Origin of the sequence: Thermoanaerobacterium sp. R66, from assembly GCF_028895185.1 — a bacterium.
Classification (GTDB): Bacteria; Bacillota; Thermoanaerobacteria; order Thermoanaerobacterales; family Thermoanaerobacteraceae; genus Thermoanaerobacterium.
In genome coordinates this window covers 468,542-490,370 of record NZ_JAEUWW010000001.1, presented here as the reverse complement: position 1 = coordinate 490,370, position 21,829 = coordinate 468,542, and the positions used below count along the sequence as shown (strand labels likewise).

The following is a 21,829-nucleotide window of genomic DNA, read 5'->3' as shown; positions in this document are numbered from 1 at the left end:
CCTCCAATCTATATAATTTAAAAGTGTCCAAAAGACACTTTTATTTTGCATCATACCAATTTTTCCCTTGCCCTATATCTACGACCAAAGGAACTCTTAACTTTATGACATTTTCCATTATCGATTTTAAAAGCTCCTTGACTATTTCAACTTCATCAGGATGTGTGTCAATTATAAGCTCATCGTGCACCTGAAGAATGAGTCGCGATTTCAATCCTCTTTCCTTTAATTCATTGTACACTTTAACCATCGACATCTTTATTATATCCGCAGCACTGCCTTGAATAGGTGTATTCATCGCCATTCTCTCACCAAAAGACCTTTGGTTAAAATTTTTTGAATTGATTTCCGGTATGTATCTTCTCCTATTTAAGATTGTCGTAACATACCCATTTTCCTTTGCAAATTTGACTATTGAGTCGATGTAATTTTTGACGCCCTTGTACCTATCAAAATAATTATCTATGTATTCTTTCGCTTCTTTTCGCGATATCTTTAAGTCTTTAGACAAGCCGTAATCGCTTATACCATATACAATACCAAAATTGACAGCTTTTGCTCGCCTTCTCATTTCATTTGTCACTTCTTCTTTTGAAACCTTAAAAACTTCTGATGCCGTCCTCAAATGTATATCCTCATTGTTCAAAAATGACTCAATAAGTTTTTCGTCCTCAGAAAGGTGTGCAAGAACCCTAAGCTCAATTTGAGAATAATCAGCAGATATTATAAGCCCATCTTCATGGCTCGATACAAATGCCTTTCTTATTCTTCTGCCAAACTCTTCTCTTACAGGTATGTTCTGCAAATTAGGCTCTGTTGAACTAATTCTCCCTGTCGCAGCAACAGTTTGTTTGAACGTAGAATGAACCCTGTTATTTTCATCCATGATAGGAATGAAGCCATCTATGTACGTAGATTTAAGCTTCATAAGCTGTCTATATTCTATTATTTCTCCTACTATTTCGCTATATGGTATAAGCTCTGCAAGAACTTCCATATCAGTTGAATACCCTGTTTTAGTCTTTTTTATTGCTGGCAAATTTAATTTGTCAAACAAAAATTCTGACAACTGCTTTGTAGAATTAATATTAAATTCGTATCCAGCAACATCGTAAATATCTTTTACAATTTTATCTGTCTTTTCATCTATTTCTTTAGAAATACTTCTAAGTACATCCTTATCTAAAGTAAAGCCGTATACCTCCATAGATTTTAACACTTCAATAAGCGGAATTTCAACATTATTTAAAAGATCTTCCATATCCATCTCTCTTATAAACAACATGAGCTTATCTTTTAACTTGGATAAGTTTGATGCAATTGAACACATATAATCGATTAAAAGCCTTTTGTCAATATCGTCATAGTTCTTTTTATTTCTGCCCTTACCCACTATGTCATCTATGCTTTGCAAATCCTCTTTCAAGTATTTTTTCAATACCCGACTTATGTCATAATTTGACTCAGACGGATTTAAAAGATATGTCATTATGGCCGTATCGTAAATCTTGCAATTAATTTCAATGCCGCAGTATGAAATGTTCACCAAAAAATCTTTTAGATCGTGTCCTATCAAAGTAAGTTTCTCGTTATTAAGCAATTTAAAATTGTCATAATCATCAATCTCTACAAAAAATGATTCATCACCACAAGCAAACGATACTGCTTTTATCTTTCCCTCATATATGAACGGATACAGTGACAAAACATCAAACTTTTCCAAAGCATTTTTAACGTATGTAAAATCTCTCACAGGCCATTCTCTAATATCCTTTGCATCACGACTATCGTCCTTTAAATCTGCAATGAGGCTTGAAAATTCCAACTTTTCAAACATCTCTTTAAGCTTATTAACATCGTAATTTTTTACCACATATTCATTCAAATCAATATCAATAGGAACATTTCTCTCAATCGTAGCAAGCCGTTTGCTTAAAGCAGCTAATTCTGCATTATTTTCTATATTTTCCTTTACTTTCCCTTTTAACTTATCTGTATTCATTAATAAATTTTCAATTGATCCAAATTCCTTAATAAGCTTTATGGCCGTCTTTTCCCCTATATTTGGTACACCGGGAATATTGTCTGATTTATCTCCCATAAGCCCTTTTAGATCTATGAATTGAAGTGGCGTTACTTCGTACTTTTCAAAAACTGCCTTCTCATCATACTCGTCCATCTGTGTTATGCCTTTTTTGCATATTTTTACTTTTACGTTTGTCGATACAAGCTGAAGCGCATCTCTATCGCCTGTGACGATAAGCACATCCATCCCACTCTCCGATGCAATGTTTGATACTGTTCCGATGATGTCGTCCGCTTCAAATCCCTCTATCTCGATGGTTTTTATATTAAACGCACTTATCACATCTTTCAGAGTATCCACCTGCTCTACAAGCTCCTCTGGCATCGACTGACGAGTTCCTTTATAAGCACTGTACTCCTTGTGCCTAAATGTAGGGGCCTTTTTATCAAAAGCTATTGCTATGTAGTCAGGCTTCTCCTCATTCAGCAATTTAAGAAGCATCATTGAAAAACCGTATATTGCATTTGTATGCATTCCTTCACTATTCATCAAATCAGGCAGAGCAAAATATGCCCTGTACATCAAGCTATTACCATCTATGATCAAAAATTTCGACATACACTCACTCCTATTTAACTTCTTGTAATCTAATATACCGCAAAAAAAAGAGGATGTAAATTGTCCATGATTATTTTTTGAACAATCTATATCCTTTATATGCAAGATATATAAGTATTGCAAATGGCAATAGGTATATAATAATCACAATTACATACTTTATAAATTCGAAAAATACATTGAGGCTTTTTGCTCCTGCATTTAAAACATCTTTAAAAAAACTTTCATCAAAGATTTTACCTATCGCAGATTGAGGGACAACTGACAGGAAAGTTAAATTAATAGTGCTCATGTTTGTCATGCTATCCCACAGCTTTATCTGACTTTTGTACGAATCAATCTGGGTCTGCACATCATTTAATTTGTCTTCAATCTGCAGTATGTCTGAAATATTTGAAGCTTTTTTCATCAAGCTTTGTAGGCTTTCCTCTTGTATCTCTAAATTTTTTATTCGTGCTTGAACATCGTAATATTGCTCTGTAATATCGCTGCTGTTTATCCTTATTGTCTTGACATGGCCTAAAGACTTAATGTTTGATATGGCATACTCAAAATCATCAGCAGGAATCTTTAGCACGATGTTGACTGTCTTTTGTCCATTTTCTGAAGTATTTTCACTTGTACTTTCAATATACCCGTTGTACTGTTTGCTTATGTTTAAAATCTTGTCATAACCTTCATCTACTGAATTCGTCTCAATGGATATCACAGCATCTTTTGTTATTTTTCTCTCGTAGCCTGAGTCTAAGCCCCTATTTATCTGATTTAAACCGTTGTAAACATCATTTTTCAGATTTGGCGCAGCTTCCTTTCCGCCTGTAGAAGCCTCCGTTGAATAATTTGCAGCACTTTTCGTGTTTAAAGATGTCTCAGATGATCCTTTAAAAGCTCTATCATTTATATTATTCATCAAAAAATTAAATCCAAATGACAATACAAATATTGAAGTGATAACGGCAGCAGCAATTGCAAAAATCCCTTTCGGAGACCTTCGACGGTTATGCATGATATCCAATTTTTTCTTTTCTTCAACCAATTTACTATGCAATGTTTCGCCAAAATTATCTGGCAACTCTAAAGGAGGCATATTTTCCAAAAGCCTTTTTGTATATAGAAGCTCGTTGTACTCCAATCGGCATTTTTCGCATGAATCTAAATGTACCTGTATACTATTCATCGACTTTTCCTTTAGTTCTTCATCTATATATAGATTTAATAGCTTTTTGACTGTATAGCATTGCATCACACTTGCCTCCTTTCCTCAAAAACATTTATAAAGCCCGGAATCTTTTTGAGATTTTCTTTCAGGGCGCTTCTGGCTCTTGATATCCTGGACTTTACCGTGCCAATGTTTGAATTTGTTATCTTTGCTATTTCGTTATATGTAAGCCCTTCTATATCTCTAAGTATTATTGCGATCTTGTGATCATTTTTAAGCTTATTCAATTCATTCATGATTATTTCTCTGGTCATCTTGTCATCGAAAATATCTTCAGGCGTTTTAAAATCACCTATGTCATCCAATTGCTCTTCAACACTCTTTCTCTTCCTAATAAAATCAAGAGAAGTATTTACAGCGATCCTGTATAGCCACGTCTTAAACTCGCTTTTCCCTTTAAACTTTTTTATGTTTACAAACGCTTTGATAAACGTCTCCTGTGTTAAATCTAACGCATCTTCCTTGCTTCCAACGATCCTGTATATGACATTGTAAATGTAATTCTGATAAGATACTATAACATTTTCAAATGATTCAATATCTCCTTCCTGCGCTTTAAAAAGGAGCTGTCTTTCATCCAACAATAAAACCTCCCCTCGATATGATTTGACGAAAAAAGCAGTGATAAGTTCCAAACGATCTGTCATTTTTATTCTAACAGATTTATTAATAAGCACAAAAAAAGCGCTAATCGCGCTTAATGTATATTTTATTTGATGATGAATCTATAATGATATTTAACCCATATAAACTTTTCAAATCTTTTTGGTTTATGTACGATTTGCTTTCGTATATTTTGTATTTAATACTTTTGCCATCTACAGTAACTCCCTTTTGCGAATCCCATTCCACTGTATGTCCTGCTGCAGTAAAAAATTCTTTGATTGGAATGTAAATATCTCTATTTTGATAATCTACATAATTAGTAGTGGACAAAAACTTGCCATCATAGTAAATCACATTGCCAATCATTTTAATCGTATTTGTATCATTGTCTACAACGAACTTTAAACCCGTCAAGTTTGCTATATCATCAATGTTTACATAGCTTACATTGTCTACTGAAACAGATTTTAAATCCTTAATTTTCTCGTCATCAATGTTTAAATAACCTTTTAGATCACCCACATCCATATAAAACTGGCCATCCTGGGATCTGTACACATCGCTACTGACAAGCTCGTTGCTTTTGACAACTTTATATCCTTCCGAAAACACCAATGGGTCTTTCACATTTATGTATTTGTACAATTTCTCAAATGTATCATAGCTTACTTTTATACCGTAATTTTGCAATTGGCTTTTAATGGATTGTCTCGTATTTAAGCCTTTCTTATAAAAGTCTGGATACACAAATAACGCTTTGCCACCAGTTGGAGAAGTCTTTATAAACATCGTTTGATATACGATATTTACAATGTCGCCGTAGTTTACCATATCAAAAAGTTCTTCAACATCTGCCTCATACATCCTTATACATCCCGATGATGCCAAAGTACCTATAGATGAAGGCATGTTATTTCCATGTATTCCATAATCACTGTAAAAGCCCATCCACCTGTATCCCAAAGGATTGTCAGGTCCTGATGGTATCACTTCACCAGTCCACGGCGATATCCATTTAGGATTGACTTGCTTATTTATGATTCTGTATGTTCCCAATGGTGATGTAGAAACGATTTTGCCAACTGCTATTGGATAAAGTTTTGACATCATTTGTGATACAAAATAAATAGTCCTTGACGGTATATTGACTGTTATATTATTTGTAAAACCGTAAGATGTTGTTGTATTAAAAGCCAAAACAATAAAAATTACAAATACTATGACAAATCTGTTTTTTGCTTGCAATGGTTGCACCTCTTTTCACAAATTTTATCGATATAAAGCACATGCTCTTAAAGGCGCGCTTAATACTTTATCTATGATAAAATTTGTGAAAATATGAATCACATTTTTTTGTCTATTTCTTTCTTTAATATCTTCAAATTTGGTGCTGAAAAGACAACGTTACTTGCATATCTGTCAAACAACAAAAAGTAATAAATTTTAATGGGTGATTTTAATTTCACTTCTAATAAATCTTTTTTCGAAATGATCAAACTGCAAACATCGTTCTTTACGTTAATACCTCTTTTATAATTGGTTATTTTCTCTACCTCATTTATTTCAGCAATGTTGTCGTATCTTATTCTGGTAAACCCCATGATGCCCAATGATACGACAAAATAATCTTCAAGTAAAATGACTTGAGAAATCCCGATAGAAAATAGTGCAACTGATAATGCCATAGACAAGACTATGTAAAGTATCCACCACAATACAGACAGCTCCACATTGATACCTTTCATGTTGACATCTACAAAGACGAGGACAAACAATATAGCTACACTTAATAAAGTGATAAATGTAACAAAATACAAAAATAGTCTTTCAAATCTATTTAACATGTAATACTTCATGGCTTTCCTCCAGAATAATTTTTGATAAATGAAATTTTACATCATGTATAACCAAAATTCAAGTTAATAAAACGCATGATAATTACAAATAATAAAAAGTAAGTCTAGAATGAATTGTATAATGGAGGTATTGCTTTGGAAAAAGGAAATCTATCTGTTAACGAACTTGTATTAGTAGGAGTAGGTGGAATACTGGGAGCGGGATTTTTTTTAGCAAGCGGCATAGCGATTCATACGGCAGGGCCAATAGTCCTCTTGGATTATCTGATTTCAGCTTTTATAATGTCTGAAGTCTTTTGTGCCCTTTCTGAAATGATCGTCGCAAACCCTGTTGACGGCTCTTTCAGGGTATATGCTGAAGAAGCCTTAGGCGACATAGGCGGATTTTTAAGTGGATGGGTCTACTGGACAGCAGGTGTATTCATCATGTCTAGCGAAGTTACGGCATCAGCAATCTTTACTAAGTTTTGGTTCCCCAAAGTTCCACTGTGGATATTCGCACTAATTTATTCCATCATGGTAATCTGTGTAAACGCATTAGGCACAAAAAATTTTGGCACTGTAGAAGCTTGGTTTTCAACTATAAAAATATCTGCTTTATTCATAATTACTATCATCGGCGTATTCGCACTTTTCGGAGCATTTGGCAATAAAGGCAATATTGGCTTTAAAAACTACTACATCAATGGAGGCATCTTGCCAAATGGCATTAAAGGATTTTTAGGTGCGATGCTTATGTCTTTAATACCATTTGGTGGTATAGAAGTCACCGCCATGACAGCATCAAAAACGAAAAAGCCAAAAAAATATGTGCCTATAGCGAGAAGGTACATCGTGCTTTTCTTATCGATATTGTATCTATCATCTATCGCCGTGCTTTTAGGGGTAATCCCATGGTATGAAGTGTCCACAAAAGAAAGCCCCTTTATCAAGCTACTTTCTTTCACAAAGATACCATATATCGATTCAATTATGAATTTCATCATACTTACAGCGGCACTGACTACTATGAATGGAGCCATGTACGGAGTGACGCAAGTCATGTATTCTTTAGGAAAAGGAAGATTTGCGCCGACTTTTTTAAGCAAGCTAAGTAAAAGAGATGTACCTATCTACGCCCTCTTGATAAGCAGTTTCGGACTTCTTGTTGCCGTCGTGCTTTCATACATCCTTCCTAAAGATGTTTACGAATATATAACGAGCGCAACAGGATTCATACAATTTTTTAACTGGATCATCATCTTGTACACTTTTATCAAATACAGGCCTATGCTTAAAAAGAAAAACCCGGATTACTTTGAATGCCAAAGGCGCGGGTTTCCATTAAGACCATGGCTCACCATAATTTTATTGGCAGCCGTCCTATTATCGACGCTAACCGTTCCAAAACAGGCAATAGGTTTTTTCGGCGGGCTTATACTGCTTATTGCCATATTTATCTTTTACTTAATAGCAAAAAAGCTGAATTTATTTGATAAATGGTAAAATATCGGAAATCCGATAGTTTTACCATTATTTTTTAAATATAAATAAAAGTCCAAATGCTATAAGGAGCACCGGCCAAAAAATCCTCAAATCAAACCATGGCATAAATATCCTGATGAGAAGAAATAATCCCAAAGCGATCAAAATCCATCCAAATACTTCACTGCTTTTCCTGCCTGAAGAAATCTTTGGCCTTTCAACTTCATGGTCATTATTGTTTCCAACATTATAATCATCATCTTTTTGCTGATATGGATTTTCCGGAACGACGATCCAGGCAATTATATAAAGTAAAACGCCAGAACCTCCCACCAAGGCAATCAAAGCCCATATAAGCCTCACTATCGTCACATCTATATCGAAATACTCTGCTATGCCACCACACACGCCTCCCAAGATAACCTGGTTTCTCGAGCGGTACAATCTTTTATCCATGCTGAGACCTCCTTAAATATCTTAAATTAATTTACTTTGTCAACATTAGGTGAACTTACTCCATCCTGTAAATGATTGTAAATCTTTCAAATCTTCGTTAAAAATCTAGCACCCCCTATTTGCTACATTTGACGATTTATTAATCATTGTTAATTAAATACAAACACTTACTATAAATTATACTCAATGCAATGTCTTTTTGGAAGCAAAATTTTGCAAATCGTCATAAATCACAAAGGATATATAATAGCGTATTATGAAATATAATATTTCGGGAGGTATTGTTATGGATAATAAATGGTATTTTGATATTGCACCAGGTGCTATAGATGATCTGAGAGAACACATATCTCAGATCACGACGCTTATACCTTTCTGGTACGGCGTTAAGCCAGACGGCACACTGGCAGATATGTCATCACAAGACGTCAAAAATATAGCATCTCAGAATAATTTGCCTATATTTCCTATTGTGCATAACTACTCTGATCCAAAGAAATCACAGCTTATACATGACTTAATATCTAATGCTTCTTTAAGAAACATATTAGTAAATAACATAGTAAACATGGCATTATTAAATAACTATCCAGGAATAAATATAGATTTTGAGTTTGTACCACCAGAAGACAGAAGCAATCTTAACGCATTTATGGAAGAGCTTTATAATGCCTTAAAAAGTATTGGCAAAATTGTCACGATTTCATTGCCGGCAGAAACAGAGGACAACCCAAGGCATCCTTTCTCAGGCGCATTTCAATACACTGTCTTAAGCCAATTTACAGATCAAGCATACGTATTAGCATACGATGAACACTTCTCGAAGCCTGGACCTATTGCATCAATAGGGTTTGTCCGCGGTGTATTAGATTACGCTGCAAAATCTATTGAACCTAAAAAAATTTGGCTTGGCATGGCAGTCTACGGCTACGACTGGGCAGAAGGCTCAAACTACCCAAGGACATTATCTTACTTTCAAGCCATAGAGACAGCTAAAAATCTCGGCGTCAAAATCGAATACGACGAGACGGCTCAAGAATCCACGTATACTTATACAGTGGACTCCATAAAACACACCGTATGGTTTGAAGATGCCAGAAGTTTTCAGGCAAAACTGCCATTAGTAACTCAATACGGCATATCAGGTATAGCTGTCTGGAGGCTTGGTCAAGAAGACCCTAACGTTTGGAATATTTTAAGCAGAATTTAATATTTTTGGGGAACTTTTTTTGCGGATAAAACGTCTAATAAGTTGATATAGAATACTAAGAATAAAGAGGAGGTTTATTCATGAAAAAGCTCTTTGCTATTTTAATTGCTGCTATGTTTATCTTAATAACAGCTGTTCCTCATGCCGTATTGGCCCAGACAAACAGCAAAATTGAGCTTAAGCAGGCCATTGAAATTGCCAAAGAAAAGTTAAATTTACCAACAGATGGGTACAGCTTTAACTCCAATTACAATGAAGGTGATGGCAACAAAACATGGTATTTAACATGGACATCCAGCACAAATGGCAACATCACTGTAAATATAAACGCAGACACGGGAGAGATAACAGGCTACAGCTTTTATAAGCCTGACAACAGTCCAAATAGCGTCATACCTAAATACTCAAGGGATGATGCCAAAAAAGTGGCAGTCGACTTTTTAAACAAAGTTATCCCAGAAAAATTTAAGGAAACGAAAGAGCAGGAAAGCGACGATTACCTGGACCTAAGCCCAAAAATCGCCTACAGTAACGCGTATTCTTTCAATTTTGCACAAGTGGTAAATGGAATCACTTTTCAAGGAAATCACATAGTAATAGAAGTAAACAAAAACACTTTAGAAGTTCAGTCTTACTACTTGACGTGGAATGACAATTACAACTTCCCCGATCCTAAATTAGCTATTTCAAAAGATAAAGCAATAGAAATATACAAAAGCAACAACAGCCTTAGATTGCAGTACAATGTGGTCTACAAAGATGTTTACAGAAACAACGACCCAAAACCACAAGCAATATTAGTTTACGCACTTGTAAACAATCAGCCTATTGATGCCATTAGCGGAGCAATCTTACCACAAAATTATTACGGTCCCTTAGCCGATGGAACAGGTGGTATGGCTACAAAATCAGCTAATTCGCAACCGGTCTTGTCTCCTGAAGAACAAAAAGCCGTAGACGACATTTCAAAATATATCTCAAAAGACAAGGCCATTCAAATGGCAAAAGAAAAACTTCCATTTACAATAGGATCTCAATACAGCCTTACATCTTCCAATCTTTTCAAAAATAGCTCAAACTCTGACAGCGCAATTTGGGATTTTGCTTGGTCATACTCTGATGGAAGCAACTACAACTATATAACGGCTTCAGTTGATGCTACAACAGGTGAATTAATGACATTTACAAGAAGCGACAGCAGTGAAAATAATATTCAAGGGAAAACGCCGAAGTACACGAAAGATCAGTTAAAAGACATAGCCGAGGAATACTTAAACAAGATACTGCCAGATAAATTTAAACAAATGGAATATCAAGACGTTCCAACATCTCCTTATGATAATTCTCCGTATATGTCATTCAATTACGTATATACGGCAAATGGCATACAATGTCCTTTTGATTCAATATATATAGGTGTCAATAAGTACACTGGTGACATAGTATCATACAATTATAGCTGGATAAATGTAAATTTGCCAGACAGTAAAAACATAATAAGCCTTGATGACGCATACGACTCTTTGTTTAAAAATAGCGACTTACAGCTTACCTACATCATCTACTACGCACCAGACAAAGTATATGATACACCTCCACAAGATGTAAAACTTGTATATCAACTGAGCAACTTCAATGGATTAATAGACGCAAATACGGGAGATTATGTCGATTTCTCAGGAAATCCAATTAAAAAGGATAAAAGCAATCAATTTACAGATATAGCTGGAAATTGGGCAGAGAAAGACATACTACTTCTATTACAGTACGGCATAGTAGATGGAAAAGATGGCAAGTACATGCCAAATGACTATATACTGCAAAAAGATTTTATAAAGATGCTGGTAAAATCCTATCAGCCAAATAGCATAATAATACCTCTTAGCTCCAACGATGATGAAAACTACGATAATTACTACAACGTAGCAATTAACAACAAAATCATCACAGAAAGCGAGATAAAACCTGATTCTAAAGTAACTCGGCAAGAAGCATCAAAATTCATCGTAAGAAGTCTTGGCTTAAAATATGTCGCTGACATAAATAGCATCTACACATTAGATTTCTTAAAAGATGCCAATAGCGTAGACAGTTCTTTAAAAGGATACGTGGCAATCGCTTATGGACTGGATTTGATGAAGGGCAATAATGGATACTTTAATCCAAACGGCGATCTTACAAGAGCTGAAACAGCGTCAATATTAGTCAGATATTTGAAAATAGAAAAATAGTATAAAGGGCGCTCACTTGAAGCGCCCTTTATACTTCATTAGTCTCATGGCATTTAACGTGACTATAAATACACTTGCTTCATGTACAAACATCCCAGATGCCAAAAATACATCACCATAAATAACACCTAATAGAAGTGATAATACTACAAATACCGAAAAGTATATATTTTGCTTCATATTTCTTAACGCAGCCCTGCTTAAACCTACGGCAAAAGCTAATTTCTTTAGATTGTCATCTGTAAGTGTAATGTTTGAAACATCGTTAGCCACATCCGTTCCACCTAACCCCATTGATATGCCTACATCGGCGTATGCCAGCGATGGAGCATCATTTACACCATCGCCTACCATTGCAACAATTCCTTCTTTTTTCAAGGATTTTAATATCTTTAACTTTTCATCAGGCAAAAGTTCAGAAAAATACTCGTCCAAATCAAGTTGTTCTTTCACTTGCCTTGCAGTCCTTTCATTATCTCCTGTAAGCATGACAGTCTTTTTAATCCCCAATTTTTTAAGCTCTTTTATAGCATCAATAGAAGAACCTTTCACTTTATCAGAGATAGAAATTATGCCGATAGCACCGCCATTCTTAGCCACAACAATAGGTGTTCTGCCCAAACTCTCTTCTCTTTCCATGTGATCTTTGATGCCATCAATGTTTACTCCATTATTTAACATCAATTTTCGATTTCCTGCATAATACATATCACTATTTATCTTGCCTTTTACTCCCTCACCAGTGACTGAAACAAAATCATTCACGTCAAAAATTTCCTCATCGGTAATATACGATGTAATAGCTTTTGCAATCGGATGTTCCGATCTTATCTCCAAGCTTTTAGCGATCTTTAAAAGTTCATCTCTATTTGCTCCAGCCGATATGACATTTACAACGAAAGGCTTTCCTTCCGTCAATGTACCTGTCTTATCAAAAGCCATTATATCTACTTTGCCAAGGTTTTCAAGATATTCTCCACCTTTAATTATGACACCGTGCTTAGCTGCATTTCCTATAGCAGATACTACGGATATAGGTGTGGATATGACCAAAGCGCCAGGGCAAGCTATCACAAGAAATGTAAGCGCCATCATCAGATCCCTTTTTACCAAAAAAGTAATGATCGATGCTAATATGACTGAAGGAGTATAATATTTTGAAAATTTTTCGATGAATTTTTGAGTAGGCGCTTTTTCTCCTTGCGCTTCTTCAACAAGATATAAAATTTTAGAGAAAGTCGTATCCTCGCCAGAATTAGCTGTTTCTACTTCAATATAACCATTTTCATTTATAGTGCCACTGTACACAAAACTTCCAACATTTACATCTACCGGCATAGATTCACCTGTTATAGCAGACTGATTTACCGATGCATTCCCTTTTACGACAAAGCCATCTACAGGTATTTTCTCTCCAGATTTTACAGCTACTATATCTTTAACTTTTACATCATCTGCAGGCACATCTTCCACAATACCATCTTTCACAACATGGGCCATCTTTGGTGCCATATCGATCAAATATTTAAGAGCATTTCTCGTCTTTTGAAGGGTATATGATTCTAAAAAGCCTCCAAGCGAAAACAGAAATGTCACTGCTGCAGCTTCCCAATATTCACCAATTATTATTGCCCCTATTGCTGCAATAGATACAAGCAAATTTATGCTTATGATCTTGTACTTTAAAGATAATAAAGCGCTTTTTAAAACCTTGTATCCAGAAACAACCGCTGAAGTTAACATCAATATATTTGACACAATTTTATAATCAAAAAGTTTAAATCCCCAGCTTAAGATTATCAAAATTGCAGCTAACAAAAGTGGAAATAGTTTCTTACCCTTCATGTATACTAATTTGCACCTCCTTTTTAAAAATAAGTCGAGCATAAGCCCGACATTATAGTTAAATCTTAGATATTGTATCCAAAATCTTTTATGACCTTCTTTATATCGTCAAGTGTTATGACTTCATCGTCAAACTTTACCTTAACAGAGCCAGTTGTAAAAATCACTTTGGCTTCTTTTACACCTTTTTGCGCGGCTAAAGCCTGTTCGATTTTTTTGCTGCAATCCGGGCAGCTAAGTCCTTCAACGGTAAATTTTACTTCTTTCATCATTAAAATCATCTCCTCTTAATTTTTATTACACATTAATAATAAAACTTTTCCTCAAAATTTTATGTGATCCTGATCAAATTTCTTTGAAATCATCAATATCTTTAATTAGTATTTCCCTATTTGATAAAAACTCTATTAGCCCTTCATGTTCTAATTCTCTTAATTTTCTGCTGACGGTCTCCCTGGTGGTACCGGCTAAATTCGCCAGATCTTCTCTGCTTAAATAAAGTCTTAATTTAATACCATTTGCATCATTAATACCATCTTTTTTTGCAAGCCTATAAATGATAGACATCAGGCGCTTTTTAACATCTTCTATGGTGAGATCTTTAAGAAGCAACTCAAGGCTTTGAAGCCTTTCATTCAAGTAATTCATGATTTTAAAGGCTATATCTGGATTTTTCGATATTATCTTCACAAAGTCATCTTTTGACAAAATGCACATACTTACATTTTCCATGGCTTCAGCGTAAAATGTGGACTTTTGCTCTTTAAATATACTATTTTCTCCAAAAGTATCACCATCTTTTAAAATATACAATATCTGTTCTTTGCCATCTGAATTTATCTTGTAAATTTTTATCTTCCCGCTGTGAATTATGTATATTTGCTCTAAAATGTCGCCTTCATTTAGTATGATGTCTCCCTTTTTATAAAAACATTCCTTTGTCAGATCGGATATGACTTTTAATTCTTCGTCATTTAGTTCATTAAAAATATGTACCACCTGAGCACAATATTTACATTCCATACCAACACCTCCACATTTAGTATAACAAAATCAAGATAAAATTCTGTGATTATAATCAATTTTCATAAAAAAATCGCTCTTAAATTCCAGAGCGACTTAATAAATTATTACTTTTTATATATTGCCCGTTCTCCGCCGATTAACTTAGGCCGCGTCTTAGCAGCCACTATCGTAGCATCGCCTATTTTACTGTGCTTTAACCTAACTGGAACAACCACAGGCCTTAAGTGCATGCCAATTAATACAAGTCCTATGTCAAGCCCCGCATGTCCTAATCCCTTCAAGCTCTCCACCATAACTGGTCTTTCAAATACGCTGTAAGAATAAGTCTGCAATGAACCACCTGCATGTACCTGAGGGATCACAGATACTTCATCAAGATTGTACTTTATCATAGCTTCTTCTTCCACAAGAAGGGCCCTATTTAAATGTTCGCATCCTTGTACAGCCAAATACAAATTTCTCTTTTTTACAGATTCCAATATCGGGTCAACAATCGCTTTTGCTATATCAAGACTTCCAGACGTTCCAACTTTTCGGCCTATGACCTCACTCGTGCTGCCACCTAATACAAAAAGACCACCGCTTTTTACATCGGCTATATCTAAAAGCTCTTCAATGACTTCCTTCGTCTCAATCTTTATTTCGTTTATATCCAAGTAAAACACCTCCGTTACATTTCCACGTTTTAATTTATTGTATCACAGTATACATCAAAATCATATAATATTGGCAGAAAAAGTTTAACGGGAGGTAAGATAATTGAAAAGGTTGATACCTAAAAAGTATAACTTAGTGTTAAATGGCATATCGCAAAAGGCGTTGCAAGAACATTATAAACTGTATGAAGGATACGTGTCGAAGACAAATGAAATTTGGGAGAAACTAACCACATCTGATAGAGAAAAAGCAAATGCAACATACAGTGAATACAGAGAACTTAAGTTGGAAGAAACGTATGCATTAGATGGCGTAAAACTTCACGAACTTTACTTTGAAAATCTTGGTGGAACTGGTGGTCCTGCAACAGGAATAATCGCATCTATGATAAAATGCGATTTCGTATCTTATGAAAACTGGCTTAACGACTTTAAAGCATGTGCACTATCGTCAAGGGGCTGGACAGTTCTTTGCTTTGACCCAATTGACTTAAAGCTTCACAATTATTTGCAGGATCTTCACAATCATGGCATCATTTCAAGGTCGATTCCACTTTTAATAATCGATACTTATGAACATGCATATTTCATAGATTATGGAACAGACAAAAAAGGATACATTGACGCTTTCATGAACAATGTCAAATGGGATGAAGTAAATAAACGTGTATACAATTGGATCGATACAAAGAAAATTTAGCAGGATTCAAAATTTCATCCTGCTAAATTTTCCTTAGGCAGTATTATCGTACTAGAACTATATTCATCAAATTTTAATCAAAACATTGTCAGCTATGCTATATCCTGTTTCAAGAGCCTTTTCATTTAATTTCACTGTGTCTTTTGGGACTTTTTGAATAATAGCCTTTATAAGCGATTCTTGCGACACGATATTGGTAAGCTTAGCAACAACCCCAAGCAAAACTATGTTTGCCGTAAAAAGGCTCCCCACTCTGTTTTTTGCAGTTTCTATTATAGGAAGTGAAAAAACTTTATTCATTGCATTATCATCTACAACAACCGAATTATCGGTTATTACAATTCCATCGCTTTTTAAATCTTTTTTGTACATATTGTATGCTTTTTGGGACATCGCTGCCAATATATCTGGTCTTTGCACTTTTGGGTAATCTATAATATCATCGCTTATTATTACCTCAGACTTGCTTGCACCACCTCTTGCTTCAGGGCCATACGACTGCGTCTCTACACTGTTCTTTCCATCTAATAATGCAGCTTCTGCTAATATTATGCCTGCCAAAATTATTCCTTGTCCTCCTGTACCTGCAAATCTCATTTCAAATTTATTTATCATCACTGTTCACCTTCAATGAATTAATCATTTTATCATATTTTTCAGTAAATTCCGGCTCGTCTATGTTTAAAAATTCTCCTATCAAGAATTTATCTGAAAGCTCTTCTTTTAAAAATTTTTTCATATTGTCGACTGAAACAGCGTGCTCTTTTTGCCACTTTAACATCTCTTTACCATCGCCTTTCTTGTTTTTTCTTCCATAATACGTAGGGCACATGGTAATCGCCTCAATAAACGAAAAACCTCTATGCATAATTCCCTTTTCTATTAATTTGATTAATTGCTGCACATGGTACGAAGTGCTTCTGGCGACATATGTGGCTCCTGCGGCCATTGCAAGCTTACACATATCGAAATCTTTATCTATGTTTCCATAAGGCGTAGTTGTAGATTTATCCATAGATGGTGTAGATGGAGAATACTGCCCACCTGTCATTCCATAAATGCTATTATTAAACATTATGGTAGTCAAATCTATATTTCGCCTACATGCGTGGATGAAATGATTACCACCTATCGCAGCACAATCTCCATCGCCAGTAATGACTATAACTGTGAGAGATGGATTAGCCACCTTTATGCCAGTAGCAAATGCCAATGCTCTACCATGTGTAGTATGAAGCGTATTAAAATTAAGATATCCCGAAGCTCTCGATGAACATCCAATGCCTGATACAATACAGACTTTATCGCGATCTAAGTTTAAATTGTCAATTGCTCTTACAATTGCTGATGTTATTATTCCATTGCCACATCCTGGACACCATATAGTAGGCAATGTATCGGTCCTATAATATTTTTTAATGAGTTCAGATGCCATCATAAAGACTCCTTTACCTTTTCATATATATATTGTGGCGTTAGATATTCTCCATTAAATTTATTTACTTTAATCACTTTTCCAAAGCCTTTGACTAAGCGGTCGATCTCCAAATATAGTTGTCCATTATTCATTTCAACTACAAAAATATATTTGAATTTTTCACTTATTTCTTTGAAATGTGCTTCAGGAAAAGGCCAAATCGTTATTGGTTTAAAAAAAGATGCATTAATCCCTGCTTCGCCAAGCATTTTCATTGATTCCTTGCACGCTCTTGCAGAAGAACCGTAAGATACAATAAGCACATCACTATCTTTTCTTATTTTCTCATCGTAAACGCAGATATCATCCCTGTTATTTTCAATCTTGCCTAAAAGCCTCCTCATTAATCTTTCGTTTACATCAGTACTATTTGTAGGATATCCTTTTTCATCATGGGCAAGCCCTGTCACATGATATTTATACCCCAACCCAAATGGTATAAAAGGTGAAACACCATTTAATACATTTTTATAAGGTATATATTCATTTACATCAGGTAAATTAAATTTCTCATTTGTGACATTTGGGTCGTCCTCGATTTCGATTCTTTCCCTCACATGGCCTATGACTTCGTCTAACAACAAAATAACAGGTGTCCTGTATTTATATGTAAGATTAAATGCTTTAATCGTTATTTCGTACGCCTCTTTTACTGATGAAGGCGACATGACTATTATGGGATGGTCTCCATGGGTCCCCCATCTCGACTGCATCACATCGCCTTGTGATGGCATTGTTGGCATTCCTGTGCTAGGCCCGCACCTCTGCACATCGACAATGACACATGGGATCTCTGCCATAGACGCAAAGCCAATATTCTCCTGTTTCAATGAAAATCCTGGACCAGACGTTGCTGTCATGGCTTTTGCTCCTGCTAGCGATGCACCAATGACAGCAGCCATGCTGCTTAATTCATCTTCCATTTGTATAAACTTGCCACCGATTAACGGAAGCTTTTCTGAGCAAAGTTCTGCGATTTCTGTAGAGGGAGTAATTGGATAACCTGCAAAAAAATTTAAACCTGCCTTTATAGCAGCATCTACAACTGCTTCATTTCCTTGCATCAATTTTACCGTCATCATCTATCACCTCTAAATAAATTGCATAATCTGGGCATCTTAGCTCACAAAGGCCACAGGATGTACACTTTTCTGGATTAATTAGTGAAACTTTATTATCCTTCATGGTTAAAGCATTTGTAGGGCAAAATTCTACGCAAATTCCGCACCCTTTGCACCAGCTTTCGTTTATACATATTTTTTTATTTTTCACAATATCACCTTCGAAAATCTAATGAATTTACCCTTGCTTAACTTATCAAAATGCAATTTATTGTCAGTCTGAATAAAATTTAATTAACTCCCAGTATTGTTAACATCATTCCACCTGCTATGGCAGTGCCAAAAACACCTGCTAAGTTAGGACCCATGGCAAACATGATTAAAAAATTATATGGATTTTCTTTAATAGCAACATAGTGTGAAACGCGAGCTGCTATTGGTACAGATGCAATACCTGCCGATCCTATTAGAGGATTTATCTTTCCTCCAGATAATTTATTTAAAAGTTTTGCGCCTAAAATGCCTCCAGCCGTTCCTGTCATAAACGCAACAAGCCCTAAAACTATTATTTCTAAAGTCTTAATTGTAAGAAAAGTGTCAGCTCTCATTGTTGAACCGATAGATATGCCTAATAGTATTGTTATGACATTCATCAATTCTCCGCTGGCAGTTTTAGCCAATCTATCCACGACACCCGACTCTTTTAATAAGTTCCCCAGCATCATCATCGTAATAAGCGGTGCTATTGGCGGCAATAGCATATCTATCAATACGGTAATAACAATAGGAAAAACAATCTTTTCCGTCTTCGAAACTTCTCTCGGTTGTTTCATAATAATTCTTCTTTCTTCTTTTGTAGTTAAAAGCTTCATAATAGGCGGTTGAATAAGCGGCATCAATGCCATATATGAATATGCTGCAACAGATATTTGTGCCATCAGATTAGGGGCAAGTTTTTGTGTGACGTAAATTGCCATAGGCCCATCTGCCCCACCTATTATTCCTATTGCCGCTGATTGCTGAATGGAAAACCCTAAAATTTTCGCCCCTATCAATGCGATAAATATTCCTATATGAGCAAATGCACCAAGTATTACAAGGCTTGGATTTGCAATCATTGGTCCAAAGTCAGTCATGGCTCCGACACCTAAAAATATAAGTGGCGGATATATGATCTTTTTAACGCCAAGGTAAAATATTCCAATAAGCCCATTTGGCAGAAGCAAATTAGTAGATGGTATGTTTGCAACAATGCATCCAAACCCTATCGGAAGCAATAGATATGGCTCGTATTTTTTGACAATGGAAAGCGAAATAAAAGCTATTCCTAAAGCTATCAATATTGCATTTCCTAATGTCAAATGAACTAAACCTGTTGATTTAAACATTTCCTTTATAATGTCTAAAATAATCATGTTTTATCTCCTACTTTTTAAGTATTTAGATATTTTATTTAAAAAAGGAAATAGCCTTAATATGCCATCAATCAAAAATAGAAATACTATTAATAAAATCATATCAAGCAAAGACAAGTAAATTGCACCTAATACTGTATTTCCTACCAATTGACTGTCCCCCTCAGCTTACAAATTTAAGTCATGTCACCTCTGACATAGTTCTAATAACACGCCGTTAGTGCTTTTAGGATGTACAAACGCTATCTTTGAACCTCCTGCACCAGTCTTAGGTGCCTCATCAATTAATCTAATGCCTTTAGATTTTAATTTTTCTAAGGACTCCTCAATATCATCCACTTCCAAAGCTATATGCTGGATTCCTTCTCCTTTTTTCTCAATAAATTTTGCTACAGGGCTATCAGACGATGTAGCCTCTAATAGTTCTATATCAATATCTCCAATTTTTATAAAAGCGGTTCTTAGATTTTCAGAACTTAAAGTTTCAATTCCAACAACTTTTTGTCCTAAAACGTCCTCATAAAATTTGGATGCCTCTTCTATGCTTTTTACTGCTATACCTATATGATCAATTTTTTTTATCATTTGAAGCCCCCCCTTTGAGATTTTTGTATATACCTTCTGCGATCATGTATGGATTTGTCAATCCAGTATATTCTGCATTAATCAATTCTTTGATGCTTTCCTGACTTATTTTCTCGTTTAAAGCTTTCATAAAATTGTCTATTAGTATCTCTAAAACTTCCCATCTTAAATTTTTAAGCCGCCTTTCTTCAAGACCACCTGTTTTTTCGAGATAATATCGATGCTCCATTATTTTAGAAAGAAGCGTATTACAGCCTTTGCCATACAATGCGGAAACCTCTAATACAGGCGGTCTCCAATCAGATTTATCATTTAAATCCAGCATAAAATTAATTTCTGCTGCCGTTTTATCGGCTCCTTCTCTATCTGATTTATTGACTACAAATATATCGCCAATCTCCATTATCCCAGATTTAATAGCTTGTATATCATCACCCATACCTGGAGATAAAACCATCACATTTGTATCTGAAGTTTTCACGATGTCAATTTCTGATTGACCCACTCCAGATGTCTCCACAATAATATAATCCATACCGACAATATCCAATATGTGAATCGCTGCTCTTGTTGCTTTCGCTAATCCACCAAGCTTGCCTCTCGTTCCCATGCTCCTCATATATACATTTTTATTAAGCGCTATATCGCTCATTCTAACCCTATCCCCAAGTATAGCTCCACCAGAGAAAAAGCTGGTAGGGTCTACTGCAAGAACTCCAACTGAATAATTATCTTTTAGAAGAAATTTTGCTATTTCATTTGTAAGAGTGCTTTTTCCTACACCTGGAGGTCCGGTTATACCGATTACATAAGCTTTTCCAGCCTTATTATAGAGATTTTTGATTATCTCATAGACTTTTTCATCACCACTTTCTGCCATGGTTATAGCTTTGGCTATGGCTCTCTTGTCTTTCTTTAATAGCAAGTTTTCTAAATCTATATCTCTCATTTTTAAGCCTCTTTTCATCAAGCTTAAATTTATTAGACTTTCACATTTTCTATTACATATTCAACAGCCTTTGATGTTGGTGTACCTGGTGTAAATATTTCCTTTATACCTAAAGACTTTAGAAATGGTATGTCTTCATCAGGAATTATGCCGCCAGCAATTACCATAATTTCCTCTGCTGCCCTATCCTTTAGCAAATTCATTATTTTAGGAAACAATGTGTTGTGAGCACCAGATAAAATGCTTAATGCGATGACATCAACATCTTCTTGGATTGCTGCTTCTACAATCTGTTCGGGTGTCTGCCTCAATCCTGTATATATGACTTCCATCCCAGCATCTTTAAATGCCCTTGCAATCACTTTTGCACCTCTGTCATGTCCATCAAGACCTGGCTTAGCCACAAGAACTCTAATTGGCCTTTTCATT

23 protein-coding genes are annotated in these 21,829 nt (G+C 35.3%); 4 read left to right on the top strand and 19 right to left on the bottom strand.

Going from position 1 to position 21,829, the window contains the following annotated elements; genetic code table 11:
- Positions 1 to 40: 40 nt before the first annotated feature.
- The 5 genes from polA to JJQ93_RS02195 form a co-directional block, all read right to left on the bottom strand.
- Positions 41 to 2,644, bottom strand: coding sequence for a DNA polymerase I (polA, locus tag JJQ93_RS02215; RefSeq protein ID WP_274892617.1), 2,604 nt, complete (start codon positions 2,642 to 2,644; stop codon positions 41 to 43).
- Between the two features lie 70 nt (positions 2,645 to 2,714).
- On the bottom strand, positions 2,715 to 3,887 hold the full coding sequence (locus tag JJQ93_RS02210) for a DUF4349 domain-containing protein (protein ID WP_274892616.1): 1,173 nt from the start codon (positions 3,885 to 3,887) through the stop codon (positions 2,715 to 2,717).
- Entirely contained in the window at positions 3,887 to 4,444 is a 558-nt protein-coding gene (locus tag JJQ93_RS02205) for an RNA polymerase sigma factor (protein ID WP_085112682.1), read from the bottom strand. The genes JJQ93_RS02210 and JJQ93_RS02205 overlap by 1 nt, the downstream gene beginning before the upstream one ends.
- Positions 4,445 to 4,550: 106 nt before the next feature.
- Positions 4,551 to 5,723, bottom strand: a complete 1,173-nt coding sequence (locus JJQ93_RS02200; protein WP_274892615.1) for a L,D-transpeptidase family protein — start codon at positions 5,721 to 5,723, stop codon at positions 4,551 to 4,553.
- A gap of 89 nt (positions 5,724 to 5,812) precedes the next feature.
- On the bottom strand, positions 5,813 to 6,325 hold the full coding sequence (locus JJQ93_RS02195) for a hypothetical protein (RefSeq protein ID WP_274892614.1): 513 nt from the start codon (positions 6,323 to 6,325) through the stop codon (positions 5,813 to 5,815).
- Positions 6,326 to 6,460: 135 nt separating this feature from the next.
- Between JJQ93_RS02195 and JJQ93_RS02190 the strand changes: the two genes are divergently transcribed.
- Entirely contained in the window at positions 6,461 to 7,810 is a 1,350-nt protein-coding gene (locus tag JJQ93_RS02190; RefSeq protein ID WP_274892613.1) for an amino acid permease, read from the top strand.
- Positions 7,811 to 7,837: 27 nt separating this feature from the next.
- On the opposite strand, the gene JJQ93_RS02185 is transcribed toward JJQ93_RS02190, so the two are convergent.
- Positions 7,838 to 8,245, bottom strand: a complete 408-nt coding sequence (locus JJQ93_RS02185) for a PspC domain-containing protein (RefSeq protein WP_274892612.1) — start codon at positions 8,243 to 8,245, stop codon at positions 7,838 to 7,840.
- Positions 8,246 to 8,531: 286 nt separating this feature from the next.
- On the opposite strand from JJQ93_RS02185, the gene JJQ93_RS02180 reads away from it, so the two are divergent.
- On the top strand, positions 8,532 to 9,455 hold the full coding sequence (locus tag JJQ93_RS02180) for a glycosyl hydrolase family 18 protein (RefSeq protein ID WP_274892611.1): 924 nt from the start codon (positions 8,532 to 8,534) through the stop codon (positions 9,453 to 9,455).
- Positions 9,456 to 9,535: 80 nt separating this feature from the next.
- Positions 9,536 to 11,686: a YcdB/YcdC domain-containing protein gene (locus JJQ93_RS02175; RefSeq protein ID WP_274892610.1), complete on the top strand. Its 2,151-nt coding sequence runs from the start codon at positions 9,536 to 9,538 to the stop codon at positions 11,684 to 11,686.
- Between the two features lie 12 nt (positions 11,687 to 11,698).
- On the opposite strand, the gene JJQ93_RS02170 is transcribed toward JJQ93_RS02175, so the two are convergent.
- The 4 genes from JJQ93_RS02170 to JJQ93_RS02155 form a co-directional block, all read right to left on the bottom strand.
- Positions 11,699 to 13,531 carry a heavy metal translocating P-type ATPase gene (locus JJQ93_RS02170; RefSeq protein WP_274892609.1) on the bottom strand — a complete coding sequence of 611 codons (1,833 nt, stop codon included), beginning with the start codon at positions 13,529 to 13,531 and terminating at the stop codon, positions 11,699 to 11,701.
- Between the two features lie 65 nt (positions 13,532 to 13,596).
- Positions 13,597 to 13,803, bottom strand: a complete 207-nt coding sequence (locus JJQ93_RS02165) for a heavy-metal-associated domain-containing protein (RefSeq protein WP_274892608.1) — start codon at positions 13,801 to 13,803, stop codon at positions 13,597 to 13,599.
- 73 nt (positions 13,804 to 13,876) lie between these two features.
- Positions 13,877 to 14,554, bottom strand: a complete 678-nt coding sequence (locus JJQ93_RS02160; protein WP_274892607.1) for a Crp/Fnr family transcriptional regulator — start codon at positions 14,552 to 14,554, stop codon at positions 13,877 to 13,879.
- A gap of 107 nt (positions 14,555 to 14,661) precedes the next feature.
- Positions 14,662 to 15,213, bottom strand: coding sequence for a TIGR01440 family protein (locus JJQ93_RS02155; RefSeq protein ID WP_274892606.1), 552 nt, complete (start codon positions 15,211 to 15,213; stop codon positions 14,662 to 14,664).
- A gap of 103 nt (positions 15,214 to 15,316) precedes the next feature.
- Between JJQ93_RS02155 and JJQ93_RS02150 the strand changes: the two genes are divergently transcribed.
- Positions 15,317 to 15,913 (top strand): superoxide dismutase, encoded by a 597-nt coding sequence (locus JJQ93_RS02150; protein WP_274892605.1) that lies wholly within the window; start codon positions 15,317 to 15,319, stop codon positions 15,911 to 15,913.
- Between the two features lie 66 nt (positions 15,914 to 15,979).
- On the opposite strand, the gene JJQ93_RS02145 is transcribed toward JJQ93_RS02150, so the two are convergent.
- From JJQ93_RS02145 to icmB, 9 genes are all read right to left on the bottom strand, one after another.
- Positions 15,980 to 16,528 (bottom strand): 2-oxoacid:acceptor oxidoreductase family protein, encoded by a 549-nt coding sequence (locus JJQ93_RS02145; protein WP_274894033.1) that lies wholly within the window; start codon positions 16,526 to 16,528, stop codon positions 15,980 to 15,982.
- Complete coding sequence (locus JJQ93_RS02140; RefSeq protein WP_274892604.1) at positions 16,518 to 17,348, bottom strand: 2-oxoacid:ferredoxin oxidoreductase subunit beta; 831 nt, start codon at positions 17,346 to 17,348, stop codon at positions 16,518 to 16,520. Before JJQ93_RS02140 ends, JJQ93_RS02145 begins: the two co-directional genes overlap by 11 nt.
- Positions 17,348 to 18,472 (bottom strand): 2-oxoacid:acceptor oxidoreductase subunit alpha, encoded by a 1,125-nt coding sequence (locus JJQ93_RS02135; protein ID WP_085112696.1) that lies wholly within the window; start codon positions 18,470 to 18,472, stop codon positions 17,348 to 17,350. The genes JJQ93_RS02140 and JJQ93_RS02135 overlap by 1 nt, the downstream gene beginning before the upstream one ends.
- Positions 18,441 to 18,665, bottom strand: coding sequence for an ATP-binding protein (locus JJQ93_RS02130; RefSeq protein WP_085112697.1), 225 nt, complete (start codon positions 18,663 to 18,665; stop codon positions 18,441 to 18,443). Before JJQ93_RS02130 ends, JJQ93_RS02135 begins: the two co-directional genes overlap by 32 nt.
- Positions 18,666 to 18,741: 76 nt before the next feature.
- The gene (locus JJQ93_RS02125) at positions 18,742 to 19,866 is read right to left on the bottom strand and encodes a sodium ion-translocating decarboxylase subunit beta (protein ID WP_274892603.1); all 1,125 of its coding nucleotides are present in this window, start codon (positions 19,864 to 19,866) and stop codon (positions 18,742 to 18,744) included.
- Positions 19,867 to 19,869: 3 nt separating this feature from the next.
- Positions 19,870 to 20,016, bottom strand: coding sequence for a hypothetical protein (locus JJQ93_RS02120; protein WP_274892602.1), 147 nt, complete (start codon positions 20,014 to 20,016; stop codon positions 19,870 to 19,872).
- A gap of 36 nt (positions 20,017 to 20,052) precedes the next feature.
- Positions 20,053 to 20,451 carry a methylmalonyl-CoA epimerase gene (gene mce / locus JJQ93_RS02115; protein ID WP_274892601.1) on the bottom strand — a complete coding sequence of 133 codons (399 nt, stop codon included), beginning with the start codon at positions 20,449 to 20,451 and terminating at the stop codon, positions 20,053 to 20,055.
- Positions 20,435 to 21,400, bottom strand: coding sequence for a methylmalonyl Co-A mutase-associated GTPase MeaB (gene meaB / locus JJQ93_RS02110; RefSeq protein ID WP_274892600.1), 966 nt, complete (start codon positions 21,398 to 21,400; stop codon positions 20,435 to 20,437). The genes mce and meaB overlap by 17 nt, the downstream gene beginning before the upstream one ends.
- Positions 21,401 to 21,432: 32 nt before the next feature.
- Entirely contained in the window at positions 21,433 to 21,828 is a 396-nt protein-coding gene (gene icmB, locus JJQ93_RS02105; RefSeq protein WP_274892599.1) for a coenzyme B12-dependent isobutyryl CoA mutase small subunit, read from the bottom strand.
- Position 21,829 lies beyond the last annotated feature (1 nt).

What these genes read in the sequence shown, in the direction of transcription:
- JJQ93_RS02195 (WP_274892614.1), bottom strand. Translation starts at nt 6,325, where the DNA reads ATGAAGTATTACATGTTAAATAGATTTGAAAGACTATTTTTGTATTTT.
- mce (WP_274892601.1), bottom strand. Translation starts at nt 20,451, where the DNA reads ATGATAAAAAAAATTGATCATATAGGTATAGCAGTAAAAAGCATAGAA.
- JJQ93_RS02210 (WP_274892616.1), bottom strand. Translation starts at nt 3,887, where the DNA reads ATGCAATGCTATACAGTCAAAAAGCTATTAAATCTATATATAGATGAA.
- polA (WP_274892617.1), bottom strand. Translation starts at nt 2,644, where the DNA reads ATGTCGAAATTTTTGATCATAGATGGTAATAGCTTGATGTACAGGGCA.
- JJQ93_RS02125 (WP_274892603.1), bottom strand. Translation starts at nt 19,866, where the DNA reads ATGATTATTTTAGACATTATAAAGGAAATGTTTAAATCAACAGGTTTA.
- JJQ93_RS02165 (WP_274892608.1), bottom strand. Translation starts at nt 13,803, where the DNA reads ATGATGAAAGAAGTAAAATTTACCGTTGAAGGACTTAGCTGCCCGGAT.
- icmB (WP_274892599.1), bottom strand. Translation starts at nt 21,828, where the DNA reads ATGAAAAGGCCAATTAGAGTTCTTGTGGCTAAGCCAGGTCTTGATGGA.
- JJQ93_RS02135 (WP_085112696.1), bottom strand. Translation starts at nt 18,472, where the DNA reads ATGATGACGGTAAAATTGATGCAAGGAAATGAAGCAGTTGTAGATGCT.
- JJQ93_RS02175 (WP_274892610.1), top strand. Translation starts at nt 9,536, where the DNA reads ATGAAAAAGCTCTTTGCTATTTTAATTGCTGCTATGTTTATCTTAATA.
- JJQ93_RS02180 (WP_274892611.1), top strand. Translation starts at nt 8,532, where the DNA reads ATGGATAATAAATGGTATTTTGATATTGCACCAGGTGCTATAGATGAT.
- JJQ93_RS02170 (WP_274892609.1), bottom strand. Translation starts at nt 13,531, where the DNA reads ATGAAGGGTAAGAAACTATTTCCACTTTTGTTAGCTGCAATTTTGATA.
- JJQ93_RS02185 (WP_274892612.1), bottom strand. Translation starts at nt 8,245, where the DNA reads ATGGATAAAAGATTGTACCGCTCGAGAAACCAGGTTATCTTGGGAGGC.
- JJQ93_RS02145 (WP_274894033.1), bottom strand. Translation starts at nt 16,528, where the DNA reads ATGATAAATAAATTTGAAATGAGATTTGCAGGTACAGGAGGACAAGGA.
- JJQ93_RS02140 (WP_274892604.1), bottom strand. Translation starts at nt 17,348, where the DNA reads ATGGCATCTGAACTCATTAAAAAATATTATAGGACCGATACATTGCCT.
- meaB (WP_274892600.1), bottom strand. Translation starts at nt 21,400, where the DNA reads ATGAGAGATATAGATTTAGAAAACTTGCTATTAAAGAAAGACAAGAGA.
- JJQ93_RS02160 (WP_274892607.1), bottom strand. Translation starts at nt 14,554, where the DNA reads ATGGAATGTAAATATTGTGCTCAGGTGGTACATATTTTTAATGAACTA.